Here is a 17475-nt window from a genome sequence, read left to right on the forward strand (position 1 = left end):
TTACGGATAGGTAACAACTTTCAGGAAGCTCTCAGGTCTGTGCACTATTCGTGCGGGGAACGCGCGTTCAGATCAGGGCCAGACATGCCGAATTACCTCACGACGGGACTTGCTGACGGGAGGACGGCGGCCGGTGAGCGCAGACGAGCGGCAGCGCCTGGCGGCGTTGCACGAGTACCGCCTGCTCGACGCCCCCGCCGACGACGAACTCGAAGCCGTGGTCCGGGTCGCCGCGATGGTGGCCGACGTGCCGACCGCGACGCTGAACCTCATCGACGAGTATCGCCAGTGCCAGTTGACCACGACCGGTTTCGAGGGCGGCGACTCCGCCCGGTCCGACTCGATGTGCGCGATCCGGTTCTCCAGCGGCGAATTCACCTACGTGCCCGACGCGAGCCTGGATCCCACCTATGCCGGGAATCCCTGGGTCACGGGACTGCTCGCCGACGTCCGCTTCTACGCCTCGGCGCCGCTGGTGACTCCGGAGGGTCACGCGCTCGGCACCCTGTGCGTGTTCGATGCGCGGGCGCGAGAGCTGACCGAGGAGCAGATCGCCCGGCTCAAGGACCTCGCCCAGGTGGTCCTCGCCCTCTTCGAGCGCCGCCGGCAGGCCCGCGTCAACGCCCAGCTGCTGGCCGAGGCCGAGAACGCCCGGCAGTTCACCGACGCGGTCCTGGACACCATCGACGTGGCTGTGGTGGCCGCCGACCCCGACGGGCGGGTGACCGTCTTCAACCGCACCGGACGGGAGTGGCACCCGGGCATCGCCGCGGATCCCCTGGTGCGGCCCGAGGAGGTCGCCGAGCGGTACAAGCTGTTCCGCACCGACGGTGTCACGCCCCTGACGCCCGAGGAGGTGCCCCTGCTGCGCGCGCTGCGCGGCGGCACGGTCTCCGGCGCGGAGATCATCATCCGTTCGCCCGACACCGAACCGCGGCACGTCGTCGTGGGCGGCCGCGCGCTGCGGTCCACGACCGGCGCGCCGCTCGGCGCGGTCATCGCCATGACCGACGTGACCGCCGACCGCGCCCAGCGCCGGGCGCTGGAGAAGGCACACACCGACCTCGCGGTCACCATCGCGGAGCTGCAACGGTCGAACACCGAACTGGAACAGTTCGCCGGGGTGGTCAGCCACGATCTCGCCGCGCCGCTCGCGGTGGTCAACGGCTACCTAGAACTGCTCGCCGAGGAATACCGCGAGCGCCTCGACGAGCAGGCGGAAAAGTGGTTCACCTCCGCCACCCGGGCGGTCGCGCGGATGCAGGGCCTCATCCGGGCGCTGCTGACCTACGCCCGGGCCGGCAGCGAACCGTGCCGCCGGGAGAAGGCGAACCTCGGCGAGGTGGCCGACCACGCGCTGATGGACCTGCGGGACAGCATCCGCACCGCCGGCGCCGACGTTGTGATCGACGGCGAGATGCCGTGGCTGGCCATGGATCCCACGCTGGTGCGCCAGCTCCTGCAGAACCTCATCGGCAACGCGATCAAGTACCGCCACCCGGACCGGCCGAGCCGGGTGGTCGTGGCAGCCGAACCCCGCGGCGGCGACTGGCTGGTGACCGTGACGGACAACGGCATCGGCATCCCCGAATCCGAGCGCCTGCGCGTCTTCGAGATGTTCGCCCAGCTCGACACCGGCCGCGCGGGTCACGGCGTCGGCATGGCCACCTGCCAGCGCATCGTCGAGCGCCACGGCGGCCACATCTGGGCGGACGCCGCGCCCGACTGCGGCACCACCATCACCTTCACCCTCCCGGGCGCCTGACGTGGGATCCATGCGTCGGCGGGCGAACGCCGCGTTCATCACCCTCATGACGCTGTTCGTCGCGGTCGTGGTTACCCAGTTCGTGGTCGGCGACCGGCTGCGGGTCCAGCAGGCCAAGCGCACCGCCCGGCTGGAACAGGCCCGCGACGCCAACGTCGCCGTGCTGCAACACCTGACCGACGCCGAGACCGGGGTGCGGGGCTTCCAGCTCACCGGCGTCCGGGACTTTCTCAGTCCGTACGACCAGGGCCGGGCCGCCGCCTTCACGGCGTTCGACGCGGTCGCCGCCGCCAGCTCCGATCCCGAGGTACGGCGGCTGCTCGCCCAGGAACGGACGGCCGCGTCACAGTGGTTCTACGCGTACGCGACGCCGATCGTCATCGCCGGCCGCGCCGACCCCGCCTTCTCGCAGACCAAGCGCGGCAAGGAGTTGTTCGACCAGCTCCGCGTAGTCAACGCGGCCGTCGACGCCGCGATCCGCCACGAGCAGGAGGAGTACGCCGCCGCAGCCCGGCGCGATTCCGCGCTCGCGCAACTCCTCTTCGCCACGCTGGGCGCGACGGTGCTCGTCGTGGCGCTGGTGGTGGGCGCGTGGGGACGCCGCTTCCTGCTCGCGCCCCTGGAACACATCCGCGAGACCCTGGACCGGCTCGCCGGCGGGGAGCTGTCCGCGCGGGCGGTCCCGGCCGGCCCAGGGGAGATGCGTGCCGTGATCGGCACCCTCAACCGCCTGGCCGCCGAGACCGAGCGGCTGCACGCCGCCGACGAGGCCCGGATCCGGCGCACGGAGTTGCGCGAGGCCGTGGCCGGAGCGCTCCGCGACAGCCGGGAGGCCGCGCTCGGCGCCGCCCGGGTGGCGGAGCTGATCGGTGTGGCGCTCGGCGTGGACGCCGTGCACGGGCGCAGCAGCGTCCGCGCCACCGACATCGTCGAGGTCCACTGGCCGCCCGGAACGCCGCCGCTGCCGCTATCCGCCCTGACGGACGTCATCACCGACGAGCCCGGGACCGTCACCTCCGTCCCGCGGGTCGATGGCGCGCTCGCCGTCTCGCTGGGCGGCGATGCCGAGCACCCGCCCGGATTTCTCTGCGTGGTCCACCGTGACCGTACGCAGTGGAGCGCCGAGGACCGGCGGCTACTGGCCACGATCGGCCGGGAGATCGACCATTCCCTGCGCCAGCACCGCCTGCGCGACCGCCAGGCCCGCCTCATCACCGAGCTGCGCGTGCTCGACGAGCGCAAGGACGACTTCGTCGCCACCGTCACGCACGAGCTGAGGACCCCGTTGTCGAGCATTCTCGGCTATGCGGAGATGCTGACCGAGGGCGACGCCGGCGGGCTGGACCCGATGCATCAGCGCGGCCTGGCCGCTATCCTGCGCAACGCCCACCGCCTGCACGACACCATCTCCGACCTGCTGGTGCTCGATTCGTCCCAGCGCGCGACCACCGGTCTCGCCGTACCCGTGGACCTCGCCGCCGTGGCCGCTGCCGTGCACGCGGAGGTGGCGCCGACGGCGGGGGCCCGGGGCATCGCGCTGAGCGGCGACACCGAGGCCGTCTGGGTGGACGGTGACGCCCGCCGGCTGGAACGGGCCCTGCAGAACCTGCTCGACAACGCGGTGAAGTTCACCGGGACAGGCGGCCACGTCGACTACCGCGTCCAAGCCGTCGACTCCCGGGCGGTCGTGACGGTGTCGGACACCGGCATCGGCATTCCGGACGGTGATCTGCCGGGGTTGTTCACCCCGTTCCACCGCGCCGCCAACGCCATGGACCGGGCGGTGCAGGGCTCGGGGCTCGGGCTCGCCATCGTCCGCTCGATCGTCACGGAGCACGGCGGGACGGTCACGGTGGAGTCGAAGCTGGATCAGGGCAGCACCTTCACGGTCACCTTGCCGCTGCGGCCGCCGCCGAACTGACGGCGGATCGCGGTGCAACCGGTGTGCACCCGCTTCGGCAACCGGGCGGCAACCGACGACACCCAAGCTTGAGATTCCCCTGATCCGAGGAGTACCGCTCGATGCGTATGCGCCGCACCGCTCTCGCCGCCCTGCTCGCCACCGGGATCGTCGTTCCGGCCGTCTCGACCGTCGCCATCGCGGGCTCGAAGTCGCCGGCCTCCGCCGGCGCCTCGGCGTCGAAGGGCAACCCGAAGCCGTCCAGCACGCCGAAGCCCACCTCGTCGGCGAAGGCGCCGAAGTCCACCAAGACCTCCAAGACGACCAAGACCACCAAGAAGGTCAAGGCCGTACGCTTCCAGGCGGCCGGCACGGTCACCAAGATCGACCCGGCGACCGCCACCGTGACCCTGCAGACCAAGGTCAACGTCAAGCGCGGCAAGAAGCTCACCAAGAAGACCGTCGTCACCAGTGTCGTCGTCGCCAAGACCGCCAAGGTCGTGGTCAACGGCGTCAAGGGCACGCTGGAGAACGTCGCCGTCGGCCACCGGATCGTCGTGACCGGCACCCGCAGCGGTGCCGTCTACACCGCCACCAAGGTGGTGACCACGGGCAAGAGGGTCACGCCGGCGCCGAGCCCCACCGTCACCCCCACGCCCACCCCCACGCCCAGCGTCACCCCGACGGACGAGCCGACGGTCGACCCGACCGACGAGCCCACCGACGAGCCGACGGATGAGCCGACCGACGAGCCGACCGACGAGCCCACCGACGAGCTCTCGGGCCAGCCGACCGTGACGCCGTCGCCCCAGCCCGTCTGAGCCGCGCGCACCACCTGACGTAGACACACCGCGGCCGCCCCGGATCACCGGGCGGCCGCGGTGTCGTGCGTTCAGCCCTTGACGCTGCCCGCGAGCAGGCCGCGGACGAAGTAGCGCTGGAGCAGCAGGAAGATCGTCACCGGCACCAGGATGGAGACGAAGGCTCCCGCCGACAGCAGGTGCCACGCCGTCCCCCGGGTGCCGCTGAGGTTGGCCAGCGCCACCGTTACCGGGGCGACCGCGTCGCCGCCGCCGGCGAAGGTGAGGGCGACCAGCAGGTCGTTCCAGACCCAGAGGAACTGGAAGATGCCGAACGCAGCCAGCGCCGGGCGCAGCAGCGGCAACAGCACCCGGAAGAAGATCGCCACGTGGCCGGCGCCGTCCATCCGGGCCGCCTCCAGCAGGGTCGACGGCACCTCCCGCATGAAGTTGTGCAGCAGGTAGATGGCCAGCGGCAGGCCGAAGATGGAGTGGGACAGCCAGATCGTCCAGAAGGTGTTGGCCAGGCCCGCGTCGACGTAGAGGGTGAGCAACGGGATCAGCGTGACCTGCAGCGGCACGATCTGGAGCGCGAAGATCACCAGGAACAGGACGTTGCGGCCCGGGAACCGGATCCACGCGAAGGCGTACGCCGCGATGGTCGCCAACGTCAGCGGGATGAGCACCGAGGGGATGGTGATCACCAACGAGTTGACGAAGTACGCGCCCAGCCCGGCACCGCTCTCCGAGTCGAGCACGGCGCGGTAGTTGTCGAGGGTGACCTTCGGGTCGGTGAAGAACGTCCACCACCCGCTCGTCTTGATCGCCCGCTCGGGGCGGAAGGAGGAGATGAGCAGGCCGAAGGTGGGCAGGGTCCACAGCACCGCGATGAGGATCGCCGCCAGCGACGCCCACGGCGAGGTGAGCTTGCGCTTCGCGAGGGCGGCGGCGGACGGCTGCTCCGCGGCGATCGGCAGGGCCGCCGTGGGCGGGGTGGTGGTGGTCATAGCGCCTCCGAGTGGCGGAGCTGCCGGATGTTGTAGGCCACGATCGGGATGACGAGCAGGAACAGCAGAACGGCAAGCGCCGCGCCGAGGCCTTGGTTGTCACTGCGGAAGCTTTGGCTGTAGAACTCGTTGGCCACGACGCTGGTGTCGAACTGGCCGCCGGTGGCGGTACGCACGATGTCGAAGACCTTCAACGTGCCGATGCCGATGGTGGTCAGCACCACGATCACCGCCGGACGGATCGCCGGCAGGGTGACGAAGCGGAACATGCCCCACGGGGTCACCCCGTCGAGGCGGGCAGCCTCGATGATGTCGTCCGGGATGGCCTTGATGGCCGCGGACAGCACCGTCATCGCGAAGCCGGCCTGGATCCAGATCATGATCACGATGAGCAGGAACGTGTTGAGCGGCGAGTCGACCAGCCACTGCTGGGGAGTGCCGCCGAGCCACACCAGAATCTGGTTGAGCAGGCCGATCTGCTTCACGTTGGGCTGGTCGGGCCGGTACTCGTAGACGAACTTCCAGATGATCGACGCGCCCACGAACGAGATCGCCATGGGCAGGAAGACCAGCGCCTTGGCCGCCGACTCGAACTTCGTCTTGTCGACCAGGATGGCGTAGAGCAGGCCGACCGCGGTGGCCACGAACGGCGTGACGACGACCCAGAACACGGTGTTGCGCAGCACGGTGAGCTGGTCGGCGTCGGTGAAGATGACCTTGTAGTTGTCCAGGCCGATGAACGCGTTGCCGGCGGCGTTGAAGAACGACTGGTAGATCGTGCGCAGCCCCGGATAGACCAGACCGACCAGGAGCATGAGCAGCGTGGGGGTGAGATAGGCGTAGGCGACCCAGCGGTCGGCCCGGCGGCCACGGAACAGGGTGGCGACAAAGAGGATGACGCCCACGACCGCGGCGAAGAGCAGGATCGCGGCGAGCATCAGCCCGATCTTCGCGGTGTTGGTCTCGGCGGTTAACACGCGACCCGTACCTCCTTCGGGGGCAGCGGGGCCGGTCACCTCGCGGCGACCGGCCCCGATGGTGGTTCTAGCTCACTTGGGCCACGCGTTCTCGATGTTGTCGACGGTGGTCTTGGTGTCCTGACCGGTGATCCAGTTGGTCGACTGCTTCCAGAAGGCGTTCGAGCCGATCGCGGCCGGCATCTGGTCGGAGCCGTCGAAGCGGAACACCGTCTTGGGGTCCTTCAGGATGGTCGCGGCGAGCTTGTCGATCGGGTTGCTCAGGTTGTTGGGGTCGATGCCCTTGTTCGCGCTGACCCAGCCCTTCGACACCTTCGCCTTGTTGTTGGCCCAGGTGTCGGTGGACAGGTACGTCTGGAAGGCCTTGACCTCGGGCCGGTCGGCGAACGCCAGGTTGAACTCGCCGCCGCCGAGTACCGGCTTGCTGGCGGCGTCCTTGCCGGGCAGGTAGAAGGCGAAGACGTCGCCGTCCTCGGCCACCTTGACCTCCGGCGGGAAGTTCGCCGCGTAGAAGCTCGCCTGCCGGTGCAGCGAACAGGTGTGCTCGTTGACGATCGGCAGGCCGGCGTCCTGGAACGTGGTGGTGGCGATGCTCTTGACCTCGCCGAGACCGCCGTTGACGTACTTGTCGTTCTTCAAATACGCGCCGACCGCGTCCAGGGCGGCGGTGGACTCGGGGCCATTGAACGGGATCTGGTGGTTGACCCACTTGTCGTAGGTCTCCGGCCCGGACAACCGCAGCATGAAGTCTTCCATCCAGTCGGTGATCGGCCAGCCCGTGGCCTCCCCGCTGGCGATACCCGCGCACCACGGCTTACGGCCGCCGTCCGCGGCGATCTTGTCCGACAGCTCCTTGAGCTGGTCGAGTGTGGTGGGCACCTGGTAGCCCTTGTCCTTGAACTCGGACGGCGAGTACCACACCAGGGACTTGACGCTGGCCCCGGACGGCGCGGCGTAGAACTTGCCGTCGACCGTCGCGTAGCCCTTCCAGTCCTTGCCCCAGAACTTGTCGACGTTCGCGGCGACCTCGGCCGGCGCCTCGACGGCCTTGCCGGTGGCGACGAGCTGCTTGAGCAGGCCCGGCTGCGGCACGATCGCGATGTCCGGCGGGTTACCGGCCTTGGCCTGCACCAACACCTGCGTCTCGAACGACTTGTCGCCCTGATACACGATGTCGACGCCGGTGCAGTCCTCGAACGGCTTGTACGAGTCCGTGTACGCCTTGTCCTCCGGCGTCACGATGCTCGCGAACACCGTGACCTTCTTGCCCTTCAAGTCGCCGTACGAGCTGAAGGCGGAGCAGTCGATGGACTGCTTCGCCGTGGAATCGTCGTCCGAGTCGCCGCTGCCGCCACAGGCACCCAGACCGACCACCAGGCCGACGCCCAGTGTGCCGGCGAGCGCGCCCCGTAGGCGCTGACTCCTGGATTGACCGAACATGCCTCTCCCTATGCCACATCACGCCGGGGCGTGACAAACCCGTCACCGTTTCCGGTTCCCCCGGGAGTCAGTCAAGAGTGGGCAGCCGGCTTTCGCAATGTTTCCGATTGATCAAGCAAGTAACGATTCGGCACCGGAGTAGGCGGGGGCTTGTGGCATGGAGAAATTCGAAGGCGCTTATGTCCTGGCCAGGGGTGGTTATCCAATCAGCATCATCGATGCATACGAGTTGCCGCCGTCGCAAGAATTTTCACGGCCGAACGGCTGGCGACGGCACGCCCCTTCATGGTGTATCGGATCGCAGGAAGGGTGACTATCGGCGCATTCCCCTGGCAGCTGGATGAACGACGTCAATGCCCCGCTTAACGCCGACGGCGCGGGGGCTCGGTGCGCCGGGCACGGACGACTACGCCCTCGGCGCGTAGGCCGAGGGCGGTAGCGTGCGGCTCAAACTCCCTGACGCTGGCCCCGCCGGGGTCTGCGTGGGAGCCTCCGAAGGGCGGATTACTGCCGCGAGGAGCGGTCCCGGTAGGTCCAGCTCGCATCGCTCAGTGACGAGCGGCGCTGCGGCGGGGTCCGTCCGTCGCCGTGCTGCCCGGGCGGGGCGGGTGCCGGGGTGGGCGCCGGGCCCTGGGGCGGTGCGCTCGCCGGGGCGCCGCCGAAGACCGGGTGCGGCGCGGGGGCCGGGCCTCGGGTCGGTGCGCTCGCCGGGGCGCCGCCGAACACCGGGTGCGGTGCGGGTGCCCGCGCCGGCTCGCGCCGCGCGGCTTGCGACGCCAGGTAGGCCGCCGCCTCGCGGTCCTCGTCGGTCGGGATGGCCATCAGCGCGGACACCAGGCCGAGGATGGCGAAGACGGCCGCGAGGCCGATCGGGATGAGCAGCGAGGTTCCGGTCACGCCGGACGGGGAGCCGTCGGGCGCACCGGCGCGCACGGACATCGCCGACATGCCGGTGAAGTGCATGCCGGTCACGGCCGCGCCCATGATCACGGCGGCGCCGGCGATCGCGATCGACCTGCGCACCGTGGCGGCCAGCCAGAGCGCCACGGTGGCCGCCACGACCGCGATGATCACCGAGGCGGCGACCTTCAGCGAGTCGTACAGGATCTCGCCGTTGAGGTGCACGCCGTCCATGCCCACGTAGTGCATCGCGGCGACGCCCAGGCCGGCGAGCAGGCCGCCGAGGACGATGCGCAGGGTGCGGGCCTGTTCGCCGCCGAAGACGATCAGCAGGCCGGCGCCGACCGCCACGATCGCCAGGATCGCGCTGAGGGCGGTCATCTGGGTGTCGTAGCGGATCGGCGTGCCGACCACGTCGAAGCCCAGCATGGCGACGAAGTGCATGGTCCAGATGCCGGTGCCGCCGATGGCGACCGCGGAGAGCGTGAGCCACCAGGCGCGGCCGCCGCCGGTCCGGGCCCCGCGCAGGCGCACCGCGCACATGAGTCCGAGCAGCGAGCCGAGCACCGACAGCAGGTAGCTGGCGGTGGGGGTCACCCAGCCGTGCTCGAAGTGGTGGATCTCCATGTCGGTCTTCTCCCAAATCTGCGTACCGATGCATCTTGCCCGGTGACGGGGGAAGGCGGGCAGTCAGCGAGGGGATATTAGGGCAGAACCGGCCGTTGAGACGAGGCGTCGACGCCTTTCCGGATGATCAATGCCGTGATCTCGGCCTCGGGATCGTCGCCCGTCGATGTTGACACTGAGTGCCACATTTGTCGTACAGTGAAGAAATGACGCCTGTGGACTACCGCCGCCAGACCACTTTGATCACCGGAACCAGCTCCGGAATCGGTGCCGAGTTCGCCCGACAGCTGGCCGCGCGCGGTTCCGCTCTGGTCCTCGTCGCACGCCGCGAGGACAGGCTGCGGGCCATGGCCGCCGAGCTGACCGCCGCCCATGGGGTCGAGGTGGCCGTCCTGCCCGCGGACCTGAGCCTGCCGGACGCCGGGCCGGCCCTCGCCGCGGCGGCGGCCGAGCGCGGGCTGGCGGTGACCAGCGTGATCAACAACGCCGGCCTCGGCAATTACGGGCCGTTTCACACCGCGGACCCGGCCCAGCTGACCACCATGATCAACGTCGACCTGACGGCGCTCGTCGGCATCACCCGGGCCTTCATCGGACCGCTGCGGGAGGCCGGCAACGGCGTGCTCGTCAACGTCGCGAGTCTGACCGCCTATCTGCCGATGCCGTCCATGGCCGTGTACGCCGCCGCCAAGGCCTTCGTGCTCAGCTTCACCGAGTCGCTCTGGCAGGAGTCGCGGGGCACCGGCGTGCGCGTGCTGGCCCTCTCGCCGGGCGCGACCAGCACGGAGTTCTTCGAGGTCGTCGGCACCGACGCGGCCGACGGCGGCACCCCCCGCCAGACGCCGGCCGAGGTCGTCGGCGTCGCGCTGCGCACCCTCGACCGCCGCAACCCGCCGCCGAGCGTCATCTCCGGCGGCCGTAACCGGCTGATGGTCGCGGCGAGCCGCCGGGTGCCCCGCCGCGTGGTGCTCGCCGTGAGCGGGGCGGTGGCCGCCCGCAACGCCGACCGGCCCGCCGGCGGGCCGGCCGAGCGGGCGCCGTCCACCTGACGGGACGGCGTCCGCTGAGTGAGTCGATACGACCGCGTTCGGGTACTCTTGTGCGCCAGGCCGAGGGGCGCTGCGACGGGGGAAACCCCGCCACGCTCGGACTGGGAACACCGACCAAGGGCGCCTCCGAGATATCCGCGGAGGTGGTCCCTGTGTCAGTCCCAACGCAGAGCCGGGACGGTAATACGCTGCGTCGGCAGATGGCCGAGCGGGTCCTGGTGCTCGACGGCGCCTGGGGCACCATGCTGCAGGGCGCGAAGCTGACCCCCGCCGACTATCGCGGGGACCTCATCGGCGCGGACCACCCCAAGGACGTCACCGGCGACCCCGACCTGCTCAACCTGACCCGGCCCGACGTCATCCTCGACGTCCACCGGCAGTACCTGGCCGCGGGCGCCGACATCACCACGACCAACACCTTCACGGCGACCGGCATCGCCCAGGCCGACTACGGCCTCGAGGCGCTCGTGCGCGACATGAACCTCCGCGGCGCCCAGCTTGCCCGGCAGGCTGCCGACGAGGCCGGCGGCAAGTTCGTCGCCGGGTCGGTGGGCCCGCTCAACGTGACCCTCTCGCTCTCGCCGCGGGTCGAGGACCCGGCCTACCGTACGGTCAGCTTCGACCAGGTCAAGTTCACCTACGCGGAGCAGATCTCGGCGCTGGCCGAGGGCGGCGTGGACCTGCTGGTGGTCGAGACGATCTTCGACACGCTCAACGCCAAGGCCGCGATCGCCGCCGCCCGCGAGGTGGCGCCGCAGCTGCCGCTCTGGATCTCGGTGACCATCGTCGACCTGTCCGGACGCACGCTGTCCGGGCAGACCGTCGAGGCGTTCTGGCGCTCGATCGAGCGGGCCGAGCCCCTCGTCGTCGGCGTCAACTGCTCGCTGGGCGCGGCCGAGATGCGCCCGCACGTCGCCGAGCTGTCCCGGATCGCCGGCACGCACGTCGCCTGCCACCCCAACGCCGGCCTGCCCAACGCGTTCGGCGGCTACGACGAGACGCCGGCGCAGACCGCGGCGCTGATCCGCGAGTTCGCCGCCGCCGGCATGGTCAACATCGTCGGCGGCTGCTGCGGCACCTCCCCGGCGCACATCGCCGCGATCGCGGACGCGGTGCGCGCGAGCAGCCCCCGCCCGGTCGCGGAGCCGGAGCGCACCACCCGGTTCAGCGGCCTCGAGCCGTTCGCCATCGGCCCGGACACCGGCTTCGTCATGATCGGCGAGCGCACCAACGTCACCGGCTCGGCGAAGTTCCGGCGCCTGATCGAGGCGAACGACCACCAGGCCGCCGTGGACGTCGCCCTCGAGCAGGTGCGCGGCGGCGCCAACCTGCTCGACGTCAACATGGACGCCGACCTGCTCGACAGCGAGCGGGCGATGACCACCTTCCTCAACCTGATCGCCACCGAGCCCGAGGTGGCCCGCATTCCGGTGATGATCGACAGCTCGAAGTGGAGTGTGCTCGAGGCCGGCCTCAAGTGCGTGCAGGGCAAGGGCGTGGTCAACTCGATCAGCCTCAAGGAGGGCGAGGAGCCGTTCCTCGCCCAGGCCGCCAAGATCCGCGACTACGGCGCCGGCGTGGTCGTCATGGCCTTCGACGAGCAGGGCCAGGCCGACACCGCCCAACGCAAGGTCGACATCTGCGGACGGGCGTACGACCTGCTGGTGACCAAGGCGGGCTTCGCGCCCGAGGACATCATCTTCGACCCCAACGTGCTGGCCGTGGCCACGGGCATCGCCGAGCACAACGGCTACGCCAAGGCCTTCATCGACGCCCTGCCGCTGATCAAGCGGCGGTGCCCGGGCGCGCGCACCAGCGGCGGCATCTCCAACCTGTCCTTCGCGTTCCGCGGCAACGACGTCGTCCGTGAGGCCATGCACTCGGCGTTCCTGCTGCACGCCGTGCGCGCCGGGCTCGACATGGGCATCGTCAACGCCGGCCAGCTCGCCGTCTACGCCGACATCCCGGCCGACCTGCTCGAGCTCGTCGAGGACGTGATCTTCGACCGCCGCGAGGACGCCACCGACCGGCTCGTCACCTTCGCCTCCACGGTCACCGGCTCCGGCACCAAGCGCACCGTCGACCTGTCCTGGCGCGAGACCCCGGTCGCCGAACGCCTGTCGTACGCCCTCGTCCACGGCATCGTCGACTTCGTCGAGGAGGACACCGAGGAGGCCCGGCAGCTGCTCGACCGCCCCCTCGACGTCATCGAGGGCCCGCTGATGGACGGCATGAAGATCGTCGGCGACCTGTTCGGCGCCGGCAAGATGTTCCTGCCGCAGGTGGTCAAGAGCGCCCGCGTGATGAAGCGCTCGGTCGCCTACCTCGAGCCGTTCATGGAGAAGGAGAAGGCCGGCGGGCGCGGGCAGGGCAAGGTCGTGCTCGCCACGGTCAAGGGCGACGTCCACGACATCGGCAAGAACATCGTCGGCGTGGTCCTGGGCTGCAACAACTACGAGGTGATCGACCTCGGCGTGATGGTGCCCGCCGCGAAGATCCTCGACATCGCGATCGCCGAGGACGCCGACGCGGTGGGCCTGTCCGGACTGATCACTCCGTCGCTCGACGAGATGGTCGCGGTCGGCGCCGAGATGCAGCGCCGGGGAATGACCATGCCGCTGCTCATCGGCGGCGCGACCACGTCGCGGCAGCACACGGCGGTGCGGATCGCTCCGGTGTACGAGGGGGTGACCGTGCACGTGCTCGACGCCTCCCGCGTCGTCGGCGTGGTCTCGGACCTGCTCGACCCGGGCCGCGCCCGGACGCTGAACGAGACCAACCGCGCCGAGCAGGAGCGGCTGCGCGAGCAGCACGCCAACCGGCACAGCCAGCCGATGCTCACCGTCGAGCAGGCCCGGGCCAACCGTGAGGCCGTCGACTTCGACGACCTGCCGACGCCGACGTTCACCGGCGTGCGCACGGTCGAGCCGGATATCGCCGCGCTGCGCGAGATGATCGACTGGCAGTTCCTGTTCCTGGCCTGGGAGCTCAAGGGCAAGTACCCGGCGATCCTGGATCAGCCGGTCGCGCGCGAGCTCTTCGACGACGCCAACGCCATGCTCGACAAGATCATCGCGGACGGCGCGTTCCAGGCCCGGGGGGCGTACGCGTTCTGGCCGGCCCACGCCGACGGCGACGACATCGTCCTGGACAACGGCGTGCGCTTCCCGATGCTGCGCCAGCAGACGGTCAAGCCGGAGGGCCGCGCCAACCGCTGCCTCGCCGACTACATCGCCCCGGCCGGCGAGCACCAGGACCACCTGGGCGGCTTCGCGGTGGCGATCCACGGCGCCGAGGAACTGGCATCCCGCTACGAGGCCGAGCACGACGACTACCGCGCGATCATGGTCAAGGCGCTGGCCGACCGCCTCGCCGAGGCCTTCGCCGAGCACCTGCACCTGCGGGCCCGCCGCGACTGGTTCGAGCCGGACGCCGAACCGGCCATCGAGGACCTGCACGCCGAACGCTTCCGCGGCATCCGCCCGGCGCTCGGCTACCCGGCCAGCCCCGACCACAGCGAGAAGAAGGACCTCTTCGAGCTGCTCGGCGCGCAGGAACTGGGTATCGGCCTCACCGAGTCGTACGCGATGACCCCCGCGGCGGCCGTCAGCGGCCTGATCTTCGCCCACCCGCGGTCCCGGTACTTCACCGTGGGCCGCCTCGGCAAGGACCAGATCGAGGATTACGCGGCCCGGCGCGGTCTCAGCGTCGACGAGGTCGAGCGGTGGCTGCGGCCCAACCTGGCCTACGAGATCTCCTGAGTCGATCGGGTCCTAGGGTGAGCCGATGACGGAACGCCGGGTGGACGTGCTGGTCGTGCGCTGGTACGAGCGCCGCGCCGGCACGCCCGCCGTCGTTCCCCGCTGGCTGCGCGCGGCCCGCGAGCACCTGCCCGAGGCCGTCCCGCGCCGGTACGGCGAGACCGAGCCCCTGCGCGGCCGGCTCGACCGCGACGGCGAGGACGGCCTGACCCGGGCGTACGCGAAAGCCGACCCCTTGCTGTTCCTCAACGGCACGCCGCCGGTCTACCACGGCTCGCTCGCCGCGGTCGACGCCCGGCTGCGTGGCCCGGTGGTGGTCCACTCCCTGCACGCGATTCTCGGCCCGGACGACGAACGGGTACGCCGGTTCGCGCTCGCGCTGACCCACCCGGGCACCCTGTACGTCTCCGCCTCGATCGCCGGCGACGTGATCCTCGACGGCGCCACCCTGGTCGGACCCGCCGGGCGGCCCGAGGAGCCGTACCTCGCCCCGATGGGGGACTGGCTGGGTCTGCCCCCGCGGCCGCCGGCCTGGTGCTGGTTCGGCCCCGCCTATGCCCGGCTCGTCCGGCGCCAGGTCGAGGGGCGCGAGGTCGCGGGTGGACTGTTGCGCACCGGCGGGCCGTGGGCGGCCGAACGGCTGCGCGCCCGGCTATGCGAGGCCGACCCCGCCCGCAAGCACGCGCCGCGCATGCCCCGGGGCCTGCGCCGATCCTCGCTGCGCCTCATGCTCGACGCCGCTCGCTGACGTCCGCGTCCCGCCCGCCTGTCTGGATCTTCCCGGCCCGCCCGGTGAACCGCGCGGGGTGTGTCATCCGTATCAGCGGCCATGAGGGTCCTGCTGGTCGCGCACGACGAGTCCATCGCCGAACCGTTGGTCGGCGGCCTGGCCGATTACGGCATCGTGGCCGAACACGTCACGTCCGGCGCCGCGGCGCTCGCCGCCCGGCCCGCCGACCTGGTGCTGCTGGACGCCGGGCTGCCGGACATCGACGGCATCCAGGCCCGCCGGCGCACCGACGACATCCCGCTCATCATGCTGACAGCGCCCGGCGACGACGCGGAACGGATCCTCGGCACGGCCCTCGGCGCCGACGACTACCTGCCCAAGCCGGTCGTCGTCCGCGAACTCGTCGACCGGATGCGAGCCGTCGGTCGCCCCCCGGTCCGCGCCTGCGGCCCGCTGACCATCGACGTCCGTACGCACGAGGTCCGGGTGCACAAGATCCCCATCTCCCTGAGCCCCAAGGAGTACGACCTGCTCGCCCTGTTGGCGGATGTCCCGGGCGCGGTGGTCGCCCGCCGTCAGATTCTCGATCGGGTGTGGGGACCGCGGTTCGCGGGGCCGGGCAGGACGCTCGACTTCCACGTCGCCAGCCTGCGCCGCAAGCTCGGTGACCCGGGCTGGATCGAGAACCGGCGCGGGGTCGGCTTCCGGCTGGCCGTTCCGGCCTGAGCCGCTTCATTCCGCTCGGGATGCTGGTGCCCGCGCTCAGGACGGCGGCGCGAGCGCCTCGTCGAGCGTGGGATGCACGTTCAGGTACGCGTCGAGGTGCGACACGTTCAGCGTGAACCGGACCGGTGCCTGCGGGCCCGCCAGCCGCAGCCAGCCGCCCCGGGCCGTGGTGCGGCGGTGGGTCTCGACGAACAGGCTCAGGCCGCCCGAGTCGCAGAACGGCACGGCCGAGAGGTCGGCCACCAGGCGGTCCCGGCCGTCGGCCAGGGCCTGCTCCACCGCGTCGCGCAGCACGTCGACGCTGTCGTGGTCGATCTCTCCGGCCACCGACAGCACCCTGATCCCGTCGCCCGGGTCCTGGATGGTCACGCTGAGAATGTCGGGATTCATTCTTGTCGTTCGTCCGCTCGTGAGGTCGGCGGCACCGTCCGTCGTGCAGCGCCCGCCGACCATTCCACCAGCAGGAGGGTGAGGTCGTCGGTCGGGGGTCCGCTCTGGTGGGCGAGGATGGTGTGTGACAGCCGCCGCAGGGTCTCGGGAACCGGCAGCCCCACGGCGTGCCGCTCCACGGTGTCGGCGAGGCGGTTCTGGCCGAACTGTTCGCCGGCGGCGTCCCGCGCCTCGGTGACGCCGTCGGTGTAGAGCACCAGGCGGTCGCCCGGCCGCAGGGTGACCTCACCGCAGCTGGCGCGGGGGTCCGCGATGCCCAGCGGCAGCCGACGCCCGTCGGTCAGCGTCTCGACGACCGCGCCGGCCCGCAGCACGAGCGGTGGCGGATGGCCGGCGTTGAGATAGCGCAGGACGCCGGTGTCGAGGTCGAGCTCGGCGAGGACCGCCGTGACGAACCGGGCGTCCGGGAACTGTCGCAGCAGTTCGCCGTCGGCGGCGCGGGCCTGGGCCGGCAGGTCGCCGCCGGAGCGCCGGGTCGCGCGGATGCAGGAGAGCGCGACCGCCGCGGCCAGCCCGGCCCTCAATCCGCGGCCGGCGGCGTCGAGGACGATGAACTGCGGCCGGCGGCCGTCCACCGTGTAGTCGAAGGCGTCGCCGCCGACGTCGTACGCCGGCTCCAGCACGGCGGCGACGGTGAAGTCGGCGACGCTGACGGTCAGTGGGGGCAGCAGCTGCCAGAGCAGTTCGGCCCCGGCCGTCATGGGCCCCGAGCGGCGGGCCAGGTGGAGGCTGTCGCCGCGGGGGAGCGAGGTGGTGATCAGGTGCCCGACCAGGCCGGCGAGGGTCTCGCAGGGCCGGGCCAGGCTCTCGTCCCGCGCCGTCTGACCCGGTGCCTCCACCTCGAGGACGCCGATCCGGTCGGTGCCGTTGACCATCGGCACCCACCGTCGACCGTCCGCGACGACCGACTCGACCATCGCGAAGGCGCTTCCGGCGGCATGGGAGTCGATGGGCAGCGGGGCGGGCGTGGCCCGGCCTGGCACGGCGAGCGCCCGCAGCGAGCGCTGCTCGGCGTCCGCGACCCACACGGTCATCCGTAGGCCGAGCGGGGCGGCGGCCCGGTCCAGCACGCCGCCGAGGTCCTCGGGCCGCCACAGGTGGGAGCGGTCCAGGAGCTCGGCGACGAGCGTGTGCCATGGGTCCGCCTCGACAGCCATGTCACCCACCCTACGAACGCCGGCGCACTTTCGTACAGATCAAGGAAAAGTTCCCCCATGGAATAGAGAAGTTTCTCGATATCGAGGGTTTCCTTTGGTGCCGGGACTGGGCTAGCGTCGCCTCACGTAACGCAAAAGACACATCGCGTTACCGCGAGGCGCGTCTATGTCCTTTCCCGGGAGGGA

13 protein-coding genes and 1 riboswitch are annotated in these 17475 nt (G+C 70.9%); of the genes, 7 read left to right on the plus strand and 6 right to left on the minus strand.

Features of this window, described 5'->3' with window-relative positions; genetic code table 11:
* The first annotated feature begins 133 nt into the window (after window positions 1–133).
* The 3 genes from AB0M36_RS13425 to AB0M36_RS13435 all read left to right on the plus strand — a co-directional run bounded on the left by AB0M36_RS13425 (window position 134) and on the right by AB0M36_RS13435 (window position 4486).
* The gene (locus AB0M36_RS13425) at window positions 134–1765 is read left to right on the plus strand and encodes an ATP-binding protein (RefSeq protein ID WP_364156227.1); all 1632 of its coding nucleotides are present in this window, start codon (window positions 134–136) and stop codon (window positions 1763–1765) included.
* 10 nt (window positions 1766–1775) lie between these two features.
* Window positions 1776–3686 (plus strand): ATP-binding protein, encoded by a 1911-nt coding sequence (locus AB0M36_RS13430; protein ID WP_364156229.1) that lies wholly within the window; start codon window positions 1776–1778, stop codon window positions 3684–3686.
* A gap of 101 nt (window positions 3687–3787) precedes the next feature.
* Window positions 3788–4486, plus strand: a complete 699-nt coding sequence (locus tag AB0M36_RS13435) for a PT domain-containing protein (protein WP_364156231.1) — start codon at window positions 3788–3790, stop codon at window positions 4484–4486.
* A 71-nt stretch (window positions 4487–4557) separates the two neighbouring features.
* Here the strand turns inward: AB0M36_RS13435 and AB0M36_RS13440 are convergent, their stop codons facing one another.
* From AB0M36_RS13440 to AB0M36_RS13455, 4 genes are all read right to left on the minus strand, one after another.
* On the minus strand, window positions 4558–5472 hold the full coding sequence (locus AB0M36_RS13440; protein ID WP_364156234.1) for a carbohydrate ABC transporter permease: 915 nt from the start codon (window positions 5470–5472) through the stop codon (window positions 4558–4560).
* Window positions 5469–6410: a sugar ABC transporter permease gene (locus AB0M36_RS13445; protein ID WP_364156630.1), complete on the minus strand. Its 942-nt coding sequence runs from the start codon at window positions 6408–6410 to the stop codon at window positions 5469–5471. The genes AB0M36_RS13440 and AB0M36_RS13445 overlap by 4 nt, the downstream gene beginning before the upstream one ends.
* 111 nt (window positions 6411–6521) lie before the next feature.
* Complete coding sequence (locus tag AB0M36_RS13450) at window positions 6522–7889, minus strand: ABC transporter substrate-binding protein (RefSeq protein WP_364156237.1); 1368 nt, start codon at window positions 7887–7889, stop codon at window positions 6522–6524.
* Window positions 7890–8393: 504 nt separating this feature from the next.
* Complete coding sequence (locus AB0M36_RS13455; RefSeq protein WP_364156239.1) at window positions 8394–9416, minus strand: MHYT domain-containing protein; 1023 nt, start codon at window positions 9414–9416, stop codon at window positions 8394–8396.
* Window positions 9417–9622: 206 nt separating this feature from the next.
* Between AB0M36_RS13455 and AB0M36_RS13460 the strand changes: the two genes are divergently transcribed.
* The 4 genes from AB0M36_RS13460 to AB0M36_RS13475 all read left to right on the plus strand — a co-directional run bounded on the left by AB0M36_RS13460 (window position 9623) and on the right by AB0M36_RS13475 (window position 15682).
* A complete protein-coding gene (locus tag AB0M36_RS13460) occupies window positions 9623–10465 on the plus strand; it encodes an SDR family NAD(P)-dependent oxidoreductase (RefSeq protein ID WP_364156241.1) in 843 nt (280 codons plus the stop codon).
* Between the two features lie 56 nt (window positions 10466–10521).
* Window positions 10522–10598, plus strand: a riboswitch (S-adenosyl-L-homocysteine riboswitch).
* A 19-nt stretch (window positions 10599–10617) separates the two neighbouring features.
* Complete coding sequence (gene metH / locus AB0M36_RS13465; protein WP_364156244.1) at window positions 10618–14226, plus strand: methionine synthase; 3609 nt, start codon at window positions 10618–10620, stop codon at window positions 14224–14226.
* 25 nt (window positions 14227–14251) lie between these two features.
* Window positions 14252–14974: a hypothetical protein gene (locus tag AB0M36_RS13470; RefSeq protein WP_364156247.1), complete on the plus strand. Its 723-nt coding sequence runs from the start codon at window positions 14252–14254 to the stop codon at window positions 14972–14974.
* Window positions 14975–15055: 81 nt separating this feature from the next.
* The gene (locus tag AB0M36_RS13475) at window positions 15056–15682 is read left to right on the plus strand and encodes a response regulator transcription factor (protein ID WP_364156249.1); all 627 of its coding nucleotides are present in this window, start codon (window positions 15056–15058) and stop codon (window positions 15680–15682) included.
* A 36-nt stretch (window positions 15683–15718) separates the two neighbouring features.
* On the opposite strand, the gene AB0M36_RS13480 is transcribed toward AB0M36_RS13475, so the two are convergent.
* Both AB0M36_RS13480 and AB0M36_RS13485 read right to left on the minus strand, forming a co-directional pair.
* A complete protein-coding gene (locus tag AB0M36_RS13480; RefSeq protein ID WP_364156252.1) occupies window positions 15719–16051 on the minus strand; it encodes an STAS domain-containing protein in 333 nt (110 codons plus the stop codon).
* A 17-nt stretch (window positions 16052–16068) separates the two neighbouring features.
* On the minus strand, window positions 16069–17289 hold the full coding sequence (locus AB0M36_RS13485) for a PP2C family protein-serine/threonine phosphatase (RefSeq protein ID WP_364156254.1): 1221 nt from the start codon (window positions 17287–17289) through the stop codon (window positions 16069–16071).
* Between the last annotated feature and the right edge of the window lie 186 nt (window positions 17290–17475).

The organism is Actinoplanes sp. NPDC051346, from assembly GCF_040682215.1.
GTDB lineage: Bacteria > Actinomycetota > Actinomycetes > Mycobacteriales > Micromonosporaceae > Actinoplanes.